At 54.0% G+C, this 18570-nt stretch carries 16 protein-coding genes; 11 read left to right on the forward strand and 5 right to left on the reverse strand.

The window, feature by feature from the left end:
• Together AACY98_RS15025 and AACY98_RS05945 are read left to right on the forward strand one after the other, a co-directional pair.
• Positions 1–143, forward strand: a 143-nt coding sequence (locus tag AACY98_RS15025) for an autotransporter outer membrane beta-barrel domain-containing protein (RefSeq protein WP_423817514.1), incomplete at its 5' end; no start/stop codon positions are given.
• Positions 144–352: 209 nt separating this feature from the next.
• The gene (locus tag AACY98_RS05945) at positions 353–931 is read left to right on the forward strand and encodes a hypothetical protein (RefSeq protein WP_339802812.1); all 579 of its coding nucleotides are present in this window, start codon (positions 353–355) and stop codon (positions 929–931) included.
• 128 nt (positions 932–1059) lie between these two features.
• Here the strand turns inward: AACY98_RS05945 and yecR are convergent, their stop codons facing one another.
• Positions 1060–1380 carry a YecR family lipoprotein gene (gene yecR / locus AACY98_RS05950; RefSeq protein WP_339802815.1) on the reverse strand — a complete coding sequence of 107 codons (321 nt, stop codon included), beginning with the start codon at positions 1378–1380 and terminating at the stop codon, positions 1060–1062.
• 292 nt (positions 1381–1672) lie between these two features.
• On the opposite strand from yecR, the gene AACY98_RS05955 reads away from it, so the two are divergent.
• Positions 1673–2365: a hypothetical protein gene (locus AACY98_RS05955; protein WP_339802818.1), complete on the forward strand. Its 693-nt coding sequence runs from the start codon at positions 1673–1675 to the stop codon at positions 2363–2365.
• A gap of 52 nt (positions 2366–2417) precedes the next feature.
• On the opposite strand, the gene AACY98_RS05960 is transcribed toward AACY98_RS05955, so the two are convergent.
• Both AACY98_RS05960 and map read right to left on the reverse strand, forming a co-directional pair.
• Positions 2418–5036 carry a [protein-PII] uridylyltransferase gene (locus AACY98_RS05960; protein ID WP_339802821.1) on the reverse strand — a complete coding sequence of 873 codons (2619 nt, stop codon included), beginning with the start codon at positions 5034–5036 and terminating at the stop codon, positions 2418–2420.
• A gap of 29 nt (positions 5037–5065) precedes the next feature.
• Complete coding sequence (map, locus tag AACY98_RS05965) at positions 5066–5941, reverse strand: type I methionyl aminopeptidase (RefSeq protein WP_339802824.1); 876 nt, start codon at positions 5939–5941, stop codon at positions 5066–5068.
• Between the two features lie 110 nt (positions 5942–6051).
• Here map and purL point away from each other — a divergent pair, with 110 nt between their 5' ends.
• The 4 genes from purL to AACY98_RS05985 all read left to right on the forward strand — a co-directional run bounded on the left by purL (position 6052) and on the right by AACY98_RS05985 (position 12173).
• Positions 6052–10062, forward strand: a complete 4011-nt coding sequence (purL, locus tag AACY98_RS05970; protein ID WP_339802827.1) for a phosphoribosylformylglycinamidine synthase — start codon at positions 6052–6054, stop codon at positions 10060–10062.
• Between the two features lie 103 nt (positions 10063–10165).
• The gene (locus AACY98_RS05975) at positions 10166–10927 is read left to right on the forward strand and encodes an enoyl-CoA hydratase (RefSeq protein ID WP_126980689.1); all 762 of its coding nucleotides are present in this window, start codon (positions 10166–10168) and stop codon (positions 10925–10927) included.
• A 239-nt stretch (positions 10928–11166) separates the two neighbouring features.
• Entirely contained in the window at positions 11167–11658 is a 492-nt protein-coding gene (locus AACY98_RS05980) for a hypothetical protein (RefSeq protein ID WP_126980690.1), read from the forward strand.
• 26 nt (positions 11659–11684) lie between these two features.
• Positions 11685–12173, forward strand: a complete 489-nt coding sequence (locus tag AACY98_RS05985; RefSeq protein WP_339802829.1) for a hypothetical protein — start codon at positions 11685–11687, stop codon at positions 12171–12173.
• Between the two features lie 84 nt (positions 12174–12257).
• On the opposite strand, the gene AACY98_RS05990 is transcribed toward AACY98_RS05985, so the two are convergent.
• Positions 12258–13235: a GMP reductase gene (locus AACY98_RS05990; protein ID WP_339802831.1), complete on the reverse strand. Its 978-nt coding sequence runs from the start codon at positions 13233–13235 to the stop codon at positions 12258–12260.
• A gap of 315 nt (positions 13236–13550) precedes the next feature.
• Between AACY98_RS05990 and AACY98_RS05995 the strand changes: the two genes are divergently transcribed.
• The 4 genes from AACY98_RS05995 (at position 13551) to AACY98_RS06010 (ending at position 17852) form a co-directional block, all read left to right on the forward strand.
• A complete protein-coding gene (locus AACY98_RS05995; RefSeq protein ID WP_339802952.1) occupies positions 13551–16061 on the forward strand; it encodes an ABC transporter permease in 2511 nt (836 codons plus the stop codon).
• A 291-nt stretch (positions 16062–16352) separates the two neighbouring features.
• Positions 16353–16919 carry a DUF4189 domain-containing protein gene (locus tag AACY98_RS06000; protein ID WP_162615344.1) on the forward strand — a complete coding sequence of 189 codons (567 nt, stop codon included), beginning with the start codon at positions 16353–16355 and terminating at the stop codon, positions 16917–16919.
• A gap of 48 nt (positions 16920–16967) precedes the next feature.
• Entirely contained in the window at positions 16968–17369 is a 402-nt protein-coding gene (locus AACY98_RS06005; RefSeq protein ID WP_339802835.1) for a group II truncated hemoglobin, read from the forward strand.
• A gap of 87 nt (positions 17370–17456) precedes the next feature.
• Positions 17457–17852 (forward strand): DUF3592 domain-containing protein, encoded by a 396-nt coding sequence (locus AACY98_RS06010; protein ID WP_339802837.1) that lies wholly within the window; start codon positions 17457–17459, stop codon positions 17850–17852.
• 17 nt (positions 17853–17869) lie between these two features.
• Here AACY98_RS06010 and AACY98_RS06015 read toward each other — a convergent pair whose 3' ends face one another.
• Positions 17870–18559, reverse strand: coding sequence for an MOSC domain-containing protein (locus AACY98_RS06015; protein WP_339802840.1), 690 nt, complete (start codon positions 18557–18559; stop codon positions 17870–17872).
• Positions 18560–18570 lie beyond the last annotated feature (11 nt).

Genomic DNA, 18570 nt, shown 5'->3' on the forward strand with positions numbered 1-18570 from the left:
GCAGGAACGTCGGGGAAGTCAAGATCGGGGTGCAGGGAGAGCTTACCGAGCGCCTGAGCACCTGGGGGCATATCGGCTTGCAGCATGGCAGTGAAAGCTTCAAACGCTATGAAATCCAGCTCGGCCTAGGCTGGCAGTGGTAAGGCCTGACGCTGCTTTATTTTTCCCCTGGCTACCGGATGGGTCAATGGTTGCACAGCATGTCAGACATGTCACTGGCAGGTGACTGTGGGTGCAGCGCATCATTTGCTGCATAGAAACGGCAAAGAAATCTGGTCATTCAATGCACCAGTGTGCACAATGTCTGTATGTGTTTATACTTTGGTCCAATATATATCTAAAGGAGCAATGCATGATGCGTCGTTGGTTTGTCGGATTGGGAATTTTGGCATTGATGCTGGCTGGCTGCCAGTCTGAACCCCATGTCAGCGCAACCGTGAGCAATGTGCCGCTCAGTACACAAAAGGTCAATGCACAGTTGGGAGAGGTACTGGTTTCGATTGCACCTGTGAGCGAGCAGCAGGGATACATGCGGCCGGAGGTTCAGGCACTGGTTCCCATGTGGCGTGAGAGCGTGATGGACTCACTGACACGTTCCCAGGTGTTTACTGTGGGCGCAACCCAGAAAATGGATGTGCGGGTCAAAATCATCCAGCTCAGTCAGACACGTAACCCTGACCTGGGTGTTTCAACCACAGCAGTTGCCAGTTATGAAGTGATTGACTCTGCGACCGGTGAGGTGAAGTGGGTACGGGGTATTTCCAGCTCCAGCACGGTGTCTTATCAGCAGGAGCCGGTACAGAGCGCACGTGACCGCGTGTCTTTGAACCGTGCGATTCAGGCCAATATTGCCCAGTTTGTCCAGTTGTATGGGCATGGCGAGGTTGAGTATCAGCGTGTGCCGGAAGGGCAGTTGCGGATTCAGCAGTAAATAAAGAAGTGCTGTTGAGTTGGCTGTTGCAAAAGGACAAAAGGGACCGGCAGGTCCCTTTTGCTTTTTCCTTTTTCTAGGGTGAGTTCATGTCCGGCAGGCAAGCGTTGCTTCAATAGAACAGGTACTCACTGGCATTGGTACTTGATGGTGGAGCGCATGCGCAGGCATTTGCTCCCGTCCTGCAAGGCGCATCCCAATTCAGGTATGCCGATCATCTGAGCCTCGGTGTATCCCCACATTTGACAGCGTTCTGATGCCAGTTGGCCGGGCTGGTCAGGGGAGACCTGCGGGTCTTCTCTGGTTGTGTACTGAAGCGAAAGCTCTATCAGCCCTGCATTTTTGTTGCCGCCGGAAACGGTGTATTCCTTATTGACTGGCGTGGTACAGGCGCCAAGGAATGCGAGAGATGCGCTCAATAAAAGGCTGAGGTAAAACCGGCTTGGCATAGGCGTGCTCACTTTTCTGTTTCAGATAAGGTATGGCTTTGATTTTACATAGGTAAACAGGTATGTGTCATTGAAATTTTATCTTCGGGGTTTGTATATAAACATACATTCATATAAAATTTGTCAGTATGTTGGAAGGCGGATAGCCTGCCAAAGTGGTTTTATTTATCATGAAATGCATGGACTTCGGGCATAATTGATACTTGAAATGAATAAAAAATAAGCATGAACGCATGAAAAATGAATTTCAGTATCAACAGATCATTGAAGCTGTGATGAGGGAGATGTGGGCATGGACATAATATGGCCAACACTGCTGCTGGTTGGCGTGCTTGCTGCTTTGACGGCAGTGGTTTTATATGCGCGGTCTGTGCTGACTCAGGATAAAAAAGAGCGCCGTTCCTTTAATATGGATATGGTGCAGATGGCCAAATATATTAAAAAGACCAAGGCCAAAGAGCAGGAGGCATGGAGCAATGCCATGACACTGTTCTCTAATGATCATGAAGTTCTCAACACCATGTATGGGGATTATGATGACAAGCAGGATACTGGCAGAGGGGCAACCAAGAGCAACGCCAATACATCTGTGCAGTATATGCAACAGGCATTTTTTGCCTTTTGGAAAATTCCGGATTACCAGGTACCTAAAGCGCCTGATGAAGCCAATAAGTTCATTGAAACCTATAAAGAGCGTTTAAAAGCAGAAGGTTATATCCAGCGGGTTCGCCGGTGGAGCCGGCTGGAGTTGCTGATGGCCAGGTTTTGTGCTGAGTTTGACGTTGAGAGGCTTGAGAGAAGAAGTTACGTCGTCGGCATCAACAAGCCCATTTTGATTGCTTTGCTGGAGCTTTCACTGCAAATGCTGGAGCAAAAGCAGGTGCATTGGAAAGATGTTTCCGGGGTGGATGCCTACCGTCTAATCGTTGCGCGGATACAAAAGGTGTATCCCAAGCTGAATTTGCTGGATTACCGGCTGAAGTGATTCTGAGTAACCAGCCAACGGGGCGAAACGGGGACTTATCTGCTGAAATAGGCTAGGGCTGTATGGCTTTGGCCAGTTCCTGTTCCAGTTCTGCCTGATAAGCCGGGTGGTCGAGCTTGTCTCCCGAAATCAGGAATGTATCTTCAATCCGGTCTCCCAGTGTGAGGATTTTGGCCAGTTCGACATTGATGTGCCGGGCTGCCAGTACCCGTGCAATGGCATAAAGCAGGCCAACGCGGTCTCCGGCAACGATATTAAGCAGCCAGCGCTGCCGGCTTTCGTCGGGCACCAGCTCGATCAGCGGGGGCAGTGGGAAATACCTGGCCCGGCGGGATATGCGGCGCGATGGCCGGCTTTCCGGCAAAGGCGCATTTTTCAGCAAAAGCTCGTGCAACTCGTGTGAAATGACATTGCTCAGGTGTTCTTTGGGGATTGGCTGTTCGTCCATATCGGAAACAGGCAATAGCTGAAAAGTGTCAAGCGCCCAGCCGGGGCCGCCTTTGGTGGACATGGTGGTGTGGATGCGGGCATCCACAATGCTGAGTTCGGTAAAGCTGAAGTAACTGCAGATGCGGGCGAACAGGTCGGGCTGGTCTGATGCATAGACCAGAACCTGTATGCCTTCGTCATGCGGGCTCAGGCGCACGTCAACAATAGGGTCGGGGGATTCCACCTTGTCCCATAGCAGTTGTGTGTGCCAGGCGATTTCAGCCGGTTCATGGCGCATGAAATAGCTGACCCCCAGGGTAGACCATAGTCTTTGTTCGTTGCCAGGGATGAACTGGGATTTTTTCAGAATGTCCAGCGCTGCGCGTTTGCGGGTGGCCACCAACGCGTCTGAATCGGAGATGTTGCCTCCGATTACGCTCAAAGAAATGCGGTACAAAGATTCGAGCAGCCGTCCTTTCCAGCTGTTCCAGACTTTGGGGCTGGTGCCCCGGATGTCGGCAACCGTGAGCAGGTATAACGCATTGAGATGCCGTTCGTCGCCAACAATGTTGACGAAGTGGTGGATGATGTCCGGGTCACCAAGGTCTTCTTTTTGCGCAATGCGTGACATGGTAAGGTGCTCGGCGACCAGAAATTCAATAAACCGGCTGTCTTCTGCCGGAATATTGTGGGCACGGGCAAAACGCCTGACTTCTTCGGCTCCTAATTCCGAGTGGTCGCCGCCACGGCCTTTGGCAATGTCATGAAACAGCGCGGCGATATACAGCAGCCATGGCTTGTCAAAACTGGCGGCGATTTCCGAGCATAGCGGATACTCATGCGCATGCTCGGGCAAAAAGAAGCGGCGGATATTGCGCAGCACCATCAGAATATGCTGGTCTACGGTGTAGACATGGAACAGGTCGTGCTGCATTTGCCCGACAATGCGCCGGAATGTCCACAGGTAGCGGCCCAGTACGCTGGTCTGGTTCATGAGTCTGAACGCGTGCGTGATACCCTGCGGCGATTTCAGGATGGCCATGAATGTCTGCGCATTGACCGGGTCTTTGCGAAAAGAGGCGTTCATCAGGCTGCGGGCGTTGTACAGGGCCCGAAACGTCCGGGCGGAAAAGGTTTTGATGCCCGGGTGCTGAACGTACACCAGAAATGTGCGCAGAATCTGATGCGGGTCCTGGGTGTAAATGTTGTCGTCAATGATATCCAGTGTACCGTTCTGGTCTTGAAAGTAGCCATCCAGCGGGCGCGGCGGACGTGTGTGTTCACGCAACATGCGCTCGGCAATGCTGAGCATCAGAATCTGGTTGAGCTGCGAGATGGCTTTGGCCGTGCGGTAATAACGGCGCATGAATACTTCGGAGGCACGGCGTTCACCATCGCTTTCATACCCCAGTGCCTGTGCCAGTTGTTCCTGCACGTCAAAAACCAGGCGGTCTTCATGCCGTTTGGCAATCAGGTGTAAACGGGCGCGTACCAGTTTGAGCCAGGCTTCGTTATGGTACAACTGGCGTTCTTCCCAGGCAGTTGCCAGCCCGTTTTGAGCCAGTTCAGTCCAGTTGGTTCCTAAATGTGCGGCTTTGGTAATCCATAAAATCACATGCAGATCACGCAGCCCGCCAGGGCTTTCTTTGCAGTTGGGCTCCAGCGCATAAGGCGTGTCTTCATATTTCTGGTGCCTGCGGCGCATTTCGCCCAGCTTGCCCTGAATGAAGGCGCGAACGTCCATCTGCTGTTCAAATTGCTGGCGAAAATCCTGGTAGAGGGTTTTATCGCCGGTCACCAGCCGCGATTCCAGTTGGGCGGTCTGCACTGTGATGTCATTGGCAGCCTCTTTCAGGCATTCTTCAATGGTGCGTACGCTGGAGCCGATGTGCAACCCCAGGTCCCAGCAACTGCCAATGAAGTTTTCAACGGTTGTGCGGGTTGCCGTATCCTGCTCAAGGTCGGTACCCTGCGGCAGCAGAATCAGGACATCCACATCTGAGAAGGGAAACAGCTCGGCGCGGCCATAGCCGCCTACGGCCACCAGCGCTGTCCCGGCCGGAAGTTCGCTGGCCCGCCACTGAGCGGTCAGTGTCTGGTCGGTGGTACGGGAAATCTGCGCCAGAAAGTTGTGAATGATCCGTGTTGAAGGCCTGGTCGCATCAAATTGCGCTACCAGTTGGCTGATCGCTTGCCGGTGGTGGTCGCGAAGCAGGGTACTGGCAGGGGCTTCTGTGTTCATATATCACGGATCATCGGGTTCATCAGCCTCTACGAGGATGAGGATGTTTCAGTGGCGGCACGACCCAGTTCGGGCACAACCAGCTGATTGGGGACAAAATGTTTGACAAAACCGGGCGGCGGCGGGCATTTGGCAGAAAAAGTCAGTACCTCGTAACCTGTTTCTGTGACCAAAATGGTGTGTTCCCACTGGGCTGACAGAGAATGGTCTTTGGTGACAATTGACCAGCCAAACGGGTCGTTGCCTTCCTTGATCTCTTTTTTGCCGATATTGAGCATGGGCTCAATGGTAAAAATCATGCCGGGCTGCAAAATTTCGCGTGTGCCAGGGCGGCCATAATGCAATACCTGCGGGTCTTCATGAAAACCCTGCCCGATACCGTGTCCGCAGAACTCACGCACCACAGAGTAGCCGTTGCGTTCGGCATAAACCTGTATGGCGTGCCCGATGTCGCCCAGATGGATATTTGGGCGCACCATGTCAATGCCCAGCCACATGGCTTCAAAAGTGACCTGGCACAGACGCGTGGCGGCAATTGAGCCTTTACCGGCTATGTACATGCGGCTGCTGTCACCGTGCCAGCTATCCTTGATCGGGGTGACATCGATATTGACGATATCGCCCTTTTTCAGCGGGCGCTCATTGGGCACGCCGTGGCATACCTGATGATTGATCGAGGTACATATTGATTTTGGATACGGCTTATAACCTTGTGGGGCATAATTAAGGGGTGCCGGAATGGTGCCCTGAACGTTGACCATATATTCATAGGCAAGGCGGTCAATTTCTTCGGTGGTGACGCCTGGCTGGATAAAATCGGTCAGATAGTCAAGCAACTCGCCGGCAAGTTTGCCAGCGACACGCATTTTTTGGATTTCAGCTTCGGTTTTGATCTTAATAGTCATAGTATGACAGATTATGGCAGCAGCTTAGTAAAATTGCAGGCAAGCGGGGCATATGGGCCCATATTCTGTATGCACATATTTTATCATTTCAACCACATCAGCTTTTTATCGTGACATACCATCTTTTGAGTTTTCATGGTGCGAATGCCTTATCCGCCTTTCGTGCCCAGCAATTATTGCCACGCGTGCAGCAACTGGCGCCGGCAGTCAGTGCCATTCATGCCCGTTACGTGCACTGGGTAGCGCTTGAGCAGCAGCCTGATGAGGCATTACAGAAAACGTTGCAGACGTTGCTGCACTATGGGGACTTTGAGTCGTATCTGGGTGGGGCCGATACGCCTGCACAGATTGTGGTGATGCCGCGCCTGGGCACTGTTTCGCCCTGGGCATCCAAGGCAACCGATATTGCCCATAACTGTGGTATTGCGGTGCACCGCATCGAACGGGTGACGGCCTATGTGCTTGAATGTCAAAACGGCTTGCTGGGCAAGCCGAAAACACTCACGGCAGAGCAGTTGCAGGGTATTGCCGCCTTGCTGCATGACCGTATGACCGAAAGTGTGGCGTTTGATGAAAATGCGCCAAAGGCGTTGTTTGAGGAGGTCAGCGCGGCGCCTTTGGCGCACATTGATATTCTCGGCGGCGGCAAGCAGGCTTTGGTGCAGGCCAATAAGCAGTTTGGTTTTGCATTGTCAGACGATGAGATTGATTATCTGGTGCATGCATTTACCGGGCTGAAACGCAACCCGACCGATGTGGAACTGATGATGTTTGCGCAGGCCAACAGTGAACATTGCCGGCATAAGATTTTTAATGCCGAGTTTGTCATTGATGGTGTGGCGCAGGATAAATCGCTGTTTCAGATGATCCGCAACACGCACCAGTTGAATCCACAGGGAACCGTCGTAGCGTATTCGGATAATGCAGCGATCATGGAAGGCGGGCAGGTGACAAGCTGGCTGCCCAGGCAGGGAGATATGCCTTCGGTAGCGCTTTATGTGGCACAGCCGCGTACAGAACATGTGCTGATGAAGGTGGAAACGCATAACCATCCCACGGCGATTTCACCCTTTCCGGGAGCGGCTACGGGGTCTGGCGGGGAAATCCGCGATGAAGGGGCCACCGGGCGTGGTTCCCGGCCTAAAGCCGGGCTGGTAGGGTTTTCGGTATCCAATCTGAATTTGCCTGATACTCAGGAGCCCTGGGAGCAGCAGGCGTATGGCAAGCCGGATCATATTGCCAGCCCGTTGCAGATTATGATTGAAGGTCCGCTGGGCGGCGCTGCGTTCAACAATGAGTTTGGCCGTCCGGCACTGGCCGGGTACTTCCGGGTGTATGAGCAGGATGTGGCCGGACAGCGGCGCGGTTACCACAAGCCGATCATGATTGCCGGTGGCCTGGGCGCTATTGCGGCCGAGCAGGTGCACAAGGTGCAGTTTCCGGCAGGTACTTTGCTGGTGCAACTGGGCGGGCCGGGCATGCGCATCGGCATGGGGGGCGGTGCAGCCAGTTCCATGGCGGCAGGTGCCAATGCATCTGAACTGGATTTTGATTCGGTGCAGCGTGGCAACCCTGAAATTCAGCGCCGCGCACAGGAAGTGATCAATGCCTGCTGGGCGTTGGGGCAGGAAAACCCGATTCTGGCGATTCATGATGTGGGGGCCGGCGGCCTTTCCAATGCGTTCCCTGAACTGGTGAACGATGCCGGACGCGGCGCGCGGTTTGATTTGCGGGCCATTCAACTGGAAGAGTCCGGCATGTCGCCCAAAGAGATCTGGAGCAATGAAAGCCAGGAGCGTTATGTGATGGCAATTGCGCCGCAGTCGCTGGAAAAATTCAAAGCGATATGCGAACGCGAGCGCGCACCTTTTGCCGTGATTGGCCGCTCTACCGAAAAGCGCGAACTGATTGTGGAAGATTCGCAGCATTCTGCTGCAACAGATATGCCGGTGGATATGCCGCTGGATGTGCTGCTGGGCAAACCACCCAAGATGCTGCGTGATGTCAAGCGCACAACGCCTGTGGTGCAGCCAATAGATGTGACGGGTGTGACGCTGGAAGACGCATGTATCAATGTGCTGAAACATCCGACCGTGGCAAGCAAGCGTTTTCTGGTGACGATTGGCGACCGCACGGTAGGAGGGCTGAGCCACCGTGACCAGATGGTTGGCCCCTGGCAGATTCCCGTGGCGGACTGTGCGGTAACGCTGGCCGATTATGCGGGCTTTAAAGGAGAGGCCATGAGCATGGGCGAACGCACTCCGCTGGCGGTTGTGAACGCTCCGGCGTCTGGCCGTATGGCGGTAGGTGAAGCCATTACCAACCTGCTGGCAGCCCCGGCCCAGTTAAAGCAGATCAAGCTCTCAGCGAACTGGATGGCGGCCTGCGGTGAGGCGGGTGAAGATGCCGCTTTGTATGAAACGGTCAAAACGGTAGGGATGGAATTGTGCCCGGCGCTGGGGATTTCGATCCCGGTGGGGAAAGATTCACTTTCCATGCGCACGCGCTGGCAGGACGCCCAGGGGCAGGCGAAGCAGGTTACCGCACCGGTATCACTGATTGTGTCGGCTTTTGCCACGCTGGATGATGTGCGCCAGACCTGGACGCCTGAGTTGAAAGCGCTTGATAGCGATACGACTTTGATCCTGGTGGATCTGGGGCGCGGGCAGAACCGTTTGGGTGGCTCTATACTGACACAGACGCTGAACCAGGTGGGGCATTCTGTGCCTGATTTGGACGACCCGAAACTGATCACTCAACTGGCGGCGGCATTGACGCAGTTACGCCAGGAGCAGCGGGTGCTGGCTTATCATGACCGCTCTGATGGCGGTTTGTGGGCTACCGTGTGCGAAATGGCGTTTGCTGCCCATATCGGAGTAGCGGTCAACGTGGATATGCTGATACTGGAAGGCGACGGCGTTACTGATGGCCGCATGGATAGCGGCGAAGCGAAAAACTGGTCAACGCAGGTGGGAGAACGCCGCAACGACCTGACGTTGCATGCGCTGTTTGCCGAAGAGCTGGGCGTTGTATTGCAGGTGCGTACCGCTGAGCGTGATGCCGTGCTGAATGTGCTGAGAGCGCATGGGTTGTCTACATGCAGCCATGTGATCGGCAAACCCAACCAGAGCGACCGCATTGAAGTATGGCGCGACGCCAAGGCAGTGTATGCCCAGCCGCGCGAGGCTTTGCATAAAGTATGGGATCAGGTGTCCTGGCGCATCAATATGCTGCGCGACAACCCGGTGTGCGCACAGTCTGAGCATGAACTGGCGGGCGGCACAGATTCGGGCCTGCACTGGCATGTGACATTTGACGATCAGGAGGACGTGGCTGCACCGTTCCTGAATGTAGCGGCCCGACCCAAAGTGGCTATTCTGCGTGAGCAGGGCGTAAATTCTCACGTGGAAATGGCATGGGCCATGGCGCAGGCCGGGTTTGATGCATACGATGTTCATATGACAGACCTGCAGGCTGGGCGTGCAAAGCTGGCAGATTTTGCCGGGCTGGTGGCTTGTGGCGGTTTCAGTTATGGCGATACGCTGGGTGCCGGTGAAGGCTGGGCACGTTCGGTGCTGTTTAATACGGCGCTGCATGACCAGTTTGCGCATTTCTTCCAGCGGGGCGACACGTTTGCACTGGGGGTTTGCAATGGCTGCCAGATGATGGCCGCGCTATCCGGAATTATTCCGGGAACACAGTATTGGCCGCGTTTCACGCGTAACCTCAGTGAGCAGTACGAGGCACGGCTTTCGATGGTTGAGGTGCTGGATTCGCCTTCTGTGTTTTTTGCCGGCATGGCGGGTTCTCGCGTGCCAATTGTGGTGGCACATGGCGAAGGCTATGCCAACTTTTCGCACCAGGGGGACGCGGGCCAGGTGATTCGCGCCATGCGTTACGTGGATGGCAGCGGGCAGGGCACCGAAGTTTATCCGCTGAATCCGAACGGTAGTCCGGATGGGTTAACCGCAGTGACAACGGCTGATGGACGTTTCACAGTGATGATGCCGCACCCGGAGCGGGTCTACCGCAATATTCAGATGAGTTGGACAGCCGGTAATACATCATCCATGAGTCCGTGGATGCGTATGTTCCGTAATGCCCGCCGTTGGATTGGATAAAGAAAAAGCCCGCTGTAAGTGGGCTTTTTGATTGATGAGTCAGGCAAAGACATTCAAGTTGGCCTGTCGAGTAAAAATTGCATCGAGAAGGAGTAAAAGAGTCATGGGTATCAAAACAGCTGTTCTTAACGGGGTTGCAAGTATAGAACTGGCACGGCCGAAAAAGAAAAATGCGTTGGATGCACAAATGTATCTGCAGATGACGGAAGTACTCAAGACTGCCGGAGACGATCCGCAGATTCGTGCTGTGCTGATTCATGGGCAACCCGAGGTATTTACTGCAGGTGCTGACCTGGAGGATTTTGTCGCCGGTAAAGTTCTGGAGGACGGCTCGCCGCTGCGTGTGTTCATGCACACACTGTGCCATTTTGAAAAGCCGGTGGTCGCAGCAGTGAACGGGCCTGCCATTGGTGTTGGAACCACCATGCTGGTGCACTGCGATCTGGTGTATGCGGGCGATACTGCACACTTTGCATTGCCATTTGTTTCTTTAGGGGTGGTGCCGGAGTTTGGCTCCAGCTACTTGTTGCCGCGGTTGGCCGGTAGGGCCAGAGCTTCTGAGAAACTGCTGCTGGCGCAACCCTTCAATGCGCAGGAGGCGTTGGAGATGGGGCTGATCAATGCAATTCTGCCGGCAAATGAAGTGGTGAACCATGCGCGCCGTATGGCTGAGCGTTTTAACAAGCTGGCGCCTGCTGCTGTGCGTGCAACCAAGCGCCTGTTGCAGGTGAGCTGGCGGCAGGAAGTGGATGTGGCCATTGAAGCAGAAGCCGATGCCTTTAATGCATGCGTGGGAAGTGCAGAAGTCAAAGAAGCATTAAGTGCTTTTTTTGAAAAACGCTGGCCGGATTTCTCCAAGTTTTAAGAGACATCCGTCAAGGTGTTGCCGGGCGTTTTACCGGGAACATATTGTGTTGGGATGACACAAGCATGTTGTGTGATAGCTTGTATTACCTGAGCATGGCCGTGCGAAAAGAAAGTGCATTTCCCTGAGGTAACCTGGGCTGGCGAATAGGGGAGTTGTGAAAAGCAGACAATCTATAAAAGGAAATAAAACAACCCCCTCTATAATCCAGTTCCATTAAGTTATCAGAGGAGTTTCACGTGATATCTGTAGGCGTAGCGATCGGTATTCTTGCGGTCATTGCGATTATCTTAGGTGTGGTCTGGTTTATTTTGCTGCGTCAAACAAAACAGAAATTCGCCGGGTTTGTCGTGTTTGGTGTGATCGCGGCAGTTTGTTATTTATTCCTGCTTAACCATGTGTATGTGCTGGATGAGTCGGTGGAAGGGCGCTATTATGAACGCATTGCCTTGTTTTCATCCGAATTCACTTTTAAAAATGGTGAGTCTGCGACTGTGGTGCCGCAGTGGGGGTTTGGTAAACGCGCCATCATTTTGAATGATACGGAACAGCGCCGCACTTTTGAAATTGTGGTGTACAGTACGTCCGGGGGACGCTATGACCCGCAAAAAACACGCTTGCAGCCTTATTCCATGAATACAGTGAATTATTCTGTGGACTATATTTATAAAAATCCGCCAAGCAGCATTCGCGTTAAGGGCAACAGAGCCGAGCGTGGCTGGATTCATTAAACCGGCTGCAAGTTAAAGGCAGAATCATGTTTTCGATAGGTGTAGCAGCAGGTGTTTGTGCTGTTGTTGCCGTTGTGTTGGGCAGCATCTGGTTTGCTTTGCTCAGGCGTTCTAAACACCGGTTTACCGGCTTTATAATTTTTGCCGCATTATCTGCAGGCGTGCTCTTTTCATTGCCAAACCGTGTATATGTGCTTGATGAGTCGGTAGCAGAGCGTTATTACGAAAAGCTGTTGTTATTTTCTTCGGAGTTTGTATTCAAAAATGGCCAGGCTATTATGCTTGAACCTCAGTTGGGACAAGTACATGTCTTTATTCTGAATGATACGCAGGATCAGCATACGTATCAGACGGTGATGTACAGTGCCGTACCATTTGGATATGCCCCCCCTGAAGTGCTGCTGGGGCCTTATTCAGTATATGAGGGTGACAAATTAGTCGAATATATTTACAAAGACCCGCCGCAGCAAATGAGCAGTCGCAGCAAAGTGGAAATGTATGGCTGGATTCAGTGATGGTTCCAGGTCAAGAAGTGTCTGATGTCAAAAAGGCTTATTCAAATGAATAAGCCTTTTTTCATGAACAGCTTCGCCTTGTGCTCAGATCAGTAGGTGTTCGCCGGCATTGTCTCCGCCCAGAATCACATAATTGACTTTGCGGATGTCGCTGAGCTGTTTGCCGCCTGAATAGCTGATAGAGCTTTGCACGTCTTCCTGCATTTCCTGAAGCGTGTCGGCCAGCTTGCCTTTGATAGGTTCGAGAATGCGTTTGCCTTCCACATGCTTGCGCTCGCCCTTGTTAAAGTCTGAGGCGCTGCCAAAGTATTCTTTATAAAGGCGGCCATCGATCTCTACGGTTTTGCCGGGTGAGTCTTCATGTCCGGCAAACAGCGAGCCGATCATGATCATGGAAGCGCCGAACCGTATGCTTTTGGCAATGTCGCCATTTTCACGGATGCCGCCATCGGCAATGATGGGTTTGGTGGCCACACGCGCACACCATTTGAGCGCTGAAAGTTGCCAGCCGCCGGTGCCAAAGCCGGTTTTCATGCGGGTGATGCAGACTTTACCGGGGCCGATGCCGACTTTGGTTGCATCTGCTCCCCAGTTTTCCAGGTCAATGACAGCTTCCGGCGTGCCAACATTGCCAGCAATGATAAAAGTCTGTGGCAGTGTTTTTTTGATGAACGCAATCATGCGCTGTACCGAGTCTGCATGTCCGTGGGCAATATCAATGGTGATGTAGTCAACGGGAATGTTTTCTGCGGCCAGGCGCTCGACTACTTTGCAGTCGTGCGGTTTAACGCCCAGGCTGATGGATACAAACAGGCTTTTTTTGTGCATGCGTTTGGCAAAGGCGACGCTGTCCAGGTCAAACCGGTGCATCACATAAAAATATCCATTGGAAGCCAGGTATTCGCAAATACGCTCGTCCACCACGGTTTTCATGTTGGCGGGTACCACAGGCAGTTTGAATGTGCGGCCTCCAAAAACGACGGATGTGTCACATTGGGAACGGCTATCCACGCGGCATTTGCGCGGTAATAGAAGGATATTCTCGTAATCAAAGATTTCCATGAATTGGGCTCCAGTCCGAAAAGGCATGCCATATAGTTTGTCAGAGTAAATACGGCAAAACTACAGCAGGCTATACTGTCAAAATCGAAAATGAGCACTTGACCTGAAAGTTCGGTCTGCCGTTTCCGGAATGCGCATTTGGATGGTTATTTCAATGCGCGTAAATCCGGAAACAAAAAACCGGACGCCAGTATTTGGGCCCGGTAGTTGATTGTACCTGCAATCCATGACACAGGCACAACCATTGGTGATGCACCCCTGCAGGAGTCAGTGTTTACCCTTATGCTTGCAAGAATGATAAAACAAGCCTTGAAAATGACCTGGCGCGACTGGCGTTCAGGAGAATTGCGTTTGCTGATGGTGGCGGTTTTTCTGGCCGTGGCGGCGCTGTGTGCGGTCGGTTTTTTTGCTGATCGCTTGAATGCCTCTTTGGTGCGCGATGCGCAGCAACTGATTGGCGGCGATGTGGTGATTGTCAGTGACCAACCGCTGCCTGCTGTATTTATGCAGCAGGCACAGGGGCTGGAAACGACACAGATTGCATCTTTTCCCAGCATGGCAAGGGCGCCGGATGAACTGGGTGGCAGTACGCGGCTGGTGACGGTCAAGGCGGTCGATGGTGCTTATCCGCTGCGCGGTGAACTGCAGGTGCAAAGCCATCTGGAAGCCCCGCTGAGAGCGGTCACGCACGGGCCCGCGCCGGGTGAGGTCTGGATCAGCCCTGAGCTGCTGGTTTCGCTGGGGTTACAGCCAGGGGATACGTTGATGCTGGGGGATGCGGAGTTGCCGGTGACAGCATTGCTGGTGATTGAGCCGGACCGGGGGACGGGCGGCTTCATGAGTTTTTCTCCCCGCGTATTGATGAATGCGGCTGATTTGCCGGCCACCGGGCTGGTGCAGCCGGCCAGCCGTATCAATTACCGTTTTGCGCTGGCGTCTGATGACGTTGCCAGGGTCAAGGCCTATGAGCAATGGGCGGCAGACTATATTCAGCGTGCCGGTCATGTGGAGGATTCTGCCGTACCCTTGCGGGGTGTTCGCATGGAGCAGTTGGATACGGGGCAGCCGACGATGCAGAAAACGCTGGAGCGGGCACAGAAATTTTTGAATCTGGTGGCTTTGCTCGCAGCACTTTTAAGCGCTGTAGCGGTCGCCATTGCTGCACGTGATTTTGCCCGCAGGCATCTGGATGATTGCGCGCTGCTGCGTGTGCTGGGGCAGCCGCAGCGGGCGATTGCCTGGGGTTATCTCGTTGAATTTGGCTTGGCCGGCATCATTGCTTCTGTTTTAGGTGTGGCTGCCGGTTATGGGCTGCATTATGTGTTTATTGCGTTGCTGGCGCAGTTGCTGGGGCAAAGCCTGCCGCAGGCCAGTATGCTGCCTGTGTTTTTGGGGCTGGGGGTCGGGTTGACTTTGTTGGTGGCATTTGGTTTGCCGCCTGTGTTGCAGTTGGCCCGTGTGCCGCCACTGCGGGTATTGCGCCGTGATATGGGCGAAATGCAGCCAGCGGCATTGGCCGTTTTGCTGGCCGGTGCGGTGGGCTTCATGATTTTGCTGCTGGTGGTCAGTGGCGATGCTGCCTTGGGCATGATTACCGTGGGTGGTTTTGCGCTGGCCGTGGCGATATTTGCCTTGCTGGCGTATGGCATTGTATTACTGCTGCGCCCGTTAAGAGATGCCGCGGCAGCACCATCGTGGCTGCGGTTGGCGGTGCGTTCGCTGACGGCGCGCCCCATGGTGTTGGTTACGCAGGTCAGTGCGTTGGCGATTGGTTTATTGGCGCTGATTTTGCTGGTGTTGCTACGTACCGATCTGATCAGCAGTTGGCAACAGGCTACACCGCCAGATGCGCCGAACCGTTTTGTGATCAATATCATGCCTGATCAGGCGCAGGCGTTTCAGCAGCGGTTGCAGGAGGCGGGCGTCAAAGATTATGACTGGTACCCGATGATCCGGGGGCGGCTGGTGGCTGTCAATGATGAGCCGGTGAATCTGGATCATTATGCTGATGACCGCGCCAGACGGCTGGTGGACCGGGAATTTAACCTGAGTTATGCATCACAACTGCCAGTGCATAACCAGGTTGTGGCAGGACAATGGGTGGCAGATGAAGCGGATGGCGCATCGGTGGAGTCGGGGCTGATGGATACCCTGGGGCTCAGGCTGGGTGATACATTGCGTTTTGATGTGGCGGGCGTGCTGCTGGAGCGTCGTATCACCAGTGTGCGCCAGTTGGACTGGTCATCCATGCATGTGAACTTTTTTGTGATGTATCCTCAGGCACAGATGCCGCAGTACCCCGAAACCTATATCACGGCTTTCAGGGCACCGGATGATCTGCGTTTTGACGATCAGTTGTCGCGGGATTTTCCCAACATCACCAATGTCAATATTTCAGCCATGCTGATGCAAATTCAGCAGGTGCTGGGCCAGGTGATTCGTGCGGTGGAATTTCTGTTTGCTTTTTCGCTGCTGGCCGGTTTGATTGTGTTGTTTGCAGCGATTGCAGCCACACGCGAACAGCGGGCGCATGATTTTGCCATCATGCGTGCATTGGGTGCCAGTAACAGGCTGCTGCAAAAGGTACAGAATGCCGAGCTCATGGGCACGGGGGCTATTGCCGGGCTGGTGGCTTCTCTGGTTGCGATGGTGATTGCCGGCGCACTTGCCCGGTACGCGTTTGATTTTGTTTGGACACCACCATGGTGGGCGCCTGCCGGCGGATTGCTGGCCGGTATTGTGCTGGCATGGCTGGCCGGGTGGCTGAGTTTGCGTTCGGTGCTCAGGCGACCGGTTATTCAGACGTTGAGGACTGTTTTGGATTAAGCCGATCACGCAATGAAAGGGGCATTACGCCTGGCGGGAACCCGCAGGCAGATAAGACCATGAGCGCCCAGTTGTGTTATGCCTTGCGGATGTAAATACACTACACTGCACTTGGTATGCCTTGCCGGTTATCTCCTGCTTATCCTTTTGCAACACTTTAAGGCGTATGACATACCCTTTGGCTGAAAATCGGCGTTGTCTTTGCGATAATGAGCAGCTTAAGCAGATGTATGCCGTAGGTGCATGGTATCAAAATGGCATAAAAATGGCATATTTTGTCTCGGAGGGGTCATGAAATATATTCATTTGGCAGCGCTGGTGCTTGGGGTGGCTTTTGTCAGTTCTGCGGGGGCGCAGCCGTCATGTCCGCCCGGTTCTTCTGCGCCTTATTGTGACCGCCAACTGGAACCCGGTGACGGGCTGGACCATACGCTGGAATTACCGCCTTTGCTGGGAAATGATTTGCAGGCACCGGTTCCGCCAGTGCGTCAAAGTGAGCAGCCCGCGCCATACCGTACGGCTGTTCCTCAGGGAACACCAACCTGGGGTGCCGTGGCCAAAGATTACAGTGTGCCGGGCGTGATGGGCATGGGGGTGAGCAACAACAGGCTGTTTCAGGAAGATGCAGCCGCGGCCGCGCTGATCGCCTGTGAGCACAATGGTGGGCGCGAATGTATGGTTGAAACGACATATTCCAACCGCTGTCTGGCGATTGCGCTCAATGAAAAAGAGGTATACCAACTGCATGTGGATGTTACGCCTGATCTGGCCGGGCGTGGCGCCATACAGGCCTGTGCGGAGCGTGGCGCTTCGGCATGCAAGGTAATCTACATCGGGTGCAGCTATCCTGTACCATGATGACAGTATTGAACAAAAGAATACAGAAAGAAAGGCACGTGGGCAGGCATGGTTCAGATTGAGGAAAAACCGGCATATGATTCTTTGTTTGAATGGATCGGCGGAGAGGAAAGGATACAGGAACTGGTAGACCGGTTTTACGACCTGATGGATCTGGAGTCGGTTTACACAGAACTGCGCGCCGCCCATGGCCCTACGCTGGAGCGTGCCCGGCAGCACCTGTTCTGGTTTTTGTGCGGCTGGATGGGAGGCCCTGAGTATTTTGTGGAGCGTTTCGGACACCCCCGTTTGCGTGCGCGGCACCTGCCGTTTCGCATTGGCATCCCGGAACGGGATCAATGGGTCGCGTGTATGGATCAGGCGATGGGCGAAATTGGAGTTGACCCGAAACTGCAACAGCGTATGAAGCGCAGTTTTGCACAGGTTGCCGATATGATGCGCAATGTGTGACCGCAACATGATTATTTGTGGGCTGGAAAACAGCGGCACTGTGTTTCGGACCGTTGCGTCTGCTGTTTGCCGCAGGTAAGGGAAACGATGCAAGAGCCTGCTTTGTTCATATTTGGTGCTGTTTGCGTATTTGGCCTGATTGCGCTGGGCCTTTATTACATGCGCCTGGAGGCCAGACTGAAAACGCTGGGCATTCGTGTGCAGGCCAGGGTGGTCGAGCGTGAGCAGTGGAATACAGGGCGAAAAGGGCGCATGATGCTGAAAGTGGCGTATGACTACCAGGGCCAGATGTTCTCTGCCTATTGCCAGCCATTCAAAGGCTACCTGCAGTATCAGCCGGGCGATGAAATGGAGGCGGCTTTTTTCCCTGATCACCCGGACATGGTTTATAAATGGGATGATGTCAGCCGCCGTGCCGCTATCTGGCTGTCATGGCTGGCGGCCTTGGTGACGCTGGGGCTGCAGTTTTTTCTGACGCGCTGACCCCGGCTTTTCAGGTTTCAGGCACCGTAAAGGCGTTTGTGCATGTCTTCAATCTGCCCGCTTTCTAAACGCCGCTCTACCAGCTTGCGCCATGAGGGCGGCAAAGGCAGTTGGCTGAAAGCCTGCAATTCCGCCGTATTGATGGTTGTGGCAAAGATCAATGCATTAATCCGCGTCAAAGGCCAGTCAGGCAACGGGCGTTGTGTCAGGCAGATGGCGTCTTCGGCATGGATGTCACCCGCCTTCAAAACGCGGTAATACCAGCCGTTTTTCCCGGTCTGCTGCACCCGCAGTGACATGTCTGCGGTGTCAAAGCGCAGGTTGAGTTTCCAGCAGGGCTGGCGCGACTGGCTGACTTCGAGCAAAGCGGTGCCGATCTGCAACTGATCGCCCAGGCAGACATCGGCCTCTGTCATGCCGGTGCTGGCGATGTTCTCGCCAAATGCGCCGGGAGCCTGTAAAACAGGTAGCTCACCAAACTGCTTGCGCCAGTAGGCGTAGTGTTCTGAGGGGTACTGGTGTATGGCTTTATCAACACCGCCATGTACGCGCTGATCGGCCTGCTGGTCACCATTCAATCCGAGCGGGCCGGCATGAACAAGGCCTTGAACAGGCTGCTTGGCAATGGCGCTGAATGTTTCGGGTAGATGGAAAGGCTGTACGCTGCCGCACAGCAGGTGTGTGATATGGCCTAATGTCTGTGGCATTGTGCTCGGTG

The sequence above is a fragment of the Saezia sanguinis genome (assembly GCF_963921665.1).
In the GTDB taxonomy this organism is placed as follows: domain Bacteria; phylum Pseudomonadota; class Gammaproteobacteria; order Burkholderiales; family Burkholderiaceae_C; genus Saezia; species Saezia sanguinis.

Coding starts and splice junctions, on each gene's coding strand:
- AACY98_RS05945 (WP_339802812.1), top strand. CDS start 353: ATGATGCGTCGTTGGTTTGTCGGATTGGGAATTTTGGCATTGATGCTG.
- yecR (WP_339802815.1), bottom strand. CDS start 1,380: ATGCCAAGCCGGTTTTACCTCAGCCTTTTATTGAGCGCATCTCTCGCA.
- AACY98_RS05955 (WP_339802818.1), top strand. CDS start 1,673: ATGGACATAATATGGCCAACACTGCTGCTGGTTGGCGTGCTTGCTGCT.
- AACY98_RS05960 (WP_339802821.1), bottom strand. CDS start 5,036: ATGAACACAGAAGCCCCTGCCAGTACCCTGCTTCGCGACCACCACCGG.
- map (WP_339802824.1), bottom strand. CDS start 5,941: ATGACTATTAAGATCAAAACCGAAGCTGAAATCCAAAAAATGCGTGTC.
- AACY98_RS05975 (WP_126980689.1), top strand. CDS start 10,166: ATGGGTATCAAAACAGCTGTTCTTAACGGGGTTGCAAGTATAGAACTG.
- AACY98_RS05985 (WP_339802829.1), top strand. CDS start 11,685: ATGTTTTCGATAGGTGTAGCAGCAGGTGTTTGTGCTGTTGTTGCCGTT.
- AACY98_RS05990 (WP_339802831.1), bottom strand. CDS start 13,235: ATGGAAATCTTTGATTACGAGAATATCCTTCTATTACCGCGCAAATGC.
- AACY98_RS05995 (WP_339802952.1), top strand. CDS start 13,551: ATGACCTGGCGCGACTGGCGTTCAGGAGAATTGCGTTTGCTGATGGTG.
- AACY98_RS06000 (WP_162615344.1), top strand. CDS start 16,353: ATGAAATATATTCATTTGGCAGCGCTGGTGCTTGGGGTGGCTTTTGTC.
- AACY98_RS06005 (WP_339802835.1), top strand. CDS start 16,968: ATGGTTCAGATTGAGGAAAAACCGGCATATGATTCTTTGTTTGAATGG.
- AACY98_RS06010 (WP_339802837.1), top strand. CDS start 17,457: ATGCAAGAGCCTGCTTTGTTCATATTTGGTGCTGTTTGCGTATTTGGC.
- AACY98_RS06015 (WP_339802840.1), bottom strand. CDS start 18,559: ATGCCACAGACATTAGGCCATATCACACACCTGCTGTGCGGCAGCGTA.